The organism is Photobacterium sp. S4TG1 (genome assembly GCF_036040035.1).
Classification (GTDB): domain Bacteria; phylum Pseudomonadota; class Gammaproteobacteria; order Enterobacterales; family Vibrionaceae; genus Photobacterium.
In genome coordinates this window covers 1-256 of the sequence record NZ_JAYXUH010000068.1, presented here as the reverse complement: position 1 = coordinate 256, position 256 = coordinate 1, and the positions used below count along the sequence as shown (strand labels likewise).

The 256-nt window shown below is 52.3% G+C and carries 2 tRNA genes; both read left to right on the top strand.

Annotation, left to right across the window (positions count from 1 at the left end):
• The first annotated feature begins 41 nt into the window (after nucleotides 1–41).
• Nucleotides 42–128: transfer RNA gene (locus VXS03_RS20205), tRNA-Leu, on the top strand.
• A gap of 52 nt (nucleotides 129–180) precedes the next feature.
• Nucleotides 181–254: transfer RNA gene (locus VXS03_RS20200), tRNA-Cys, on the top strand.
• The last annotated feature ends 2 nt before the right edge of the window (nucleotides 255–256 follow it).

Below are 256 nucleotides of genomic sequence, written 5' to 3'. Positions count from 1 at the left end.
GTATTTACAGATGGTGTCTTACCCATCGCAAGAAATTGCGTGCCCTGGTGGTGGAATTGGTAGACACAAGGGATTTAAAATCCCTCGGCGTTCGCGCTGTGCCGGTTCAAGTCCGGCCCGGGGCACCATCTATTAGGTTGTTAATTTATTAACAACAGGCTAGGGAAACCTAGTAACGTTGGCGCGTTGGCAGAGTGGCTATGCAGCGGATTGCAAATCCGTGTACCTCGGTTCGACTCCGGGACGCGCCTCCATT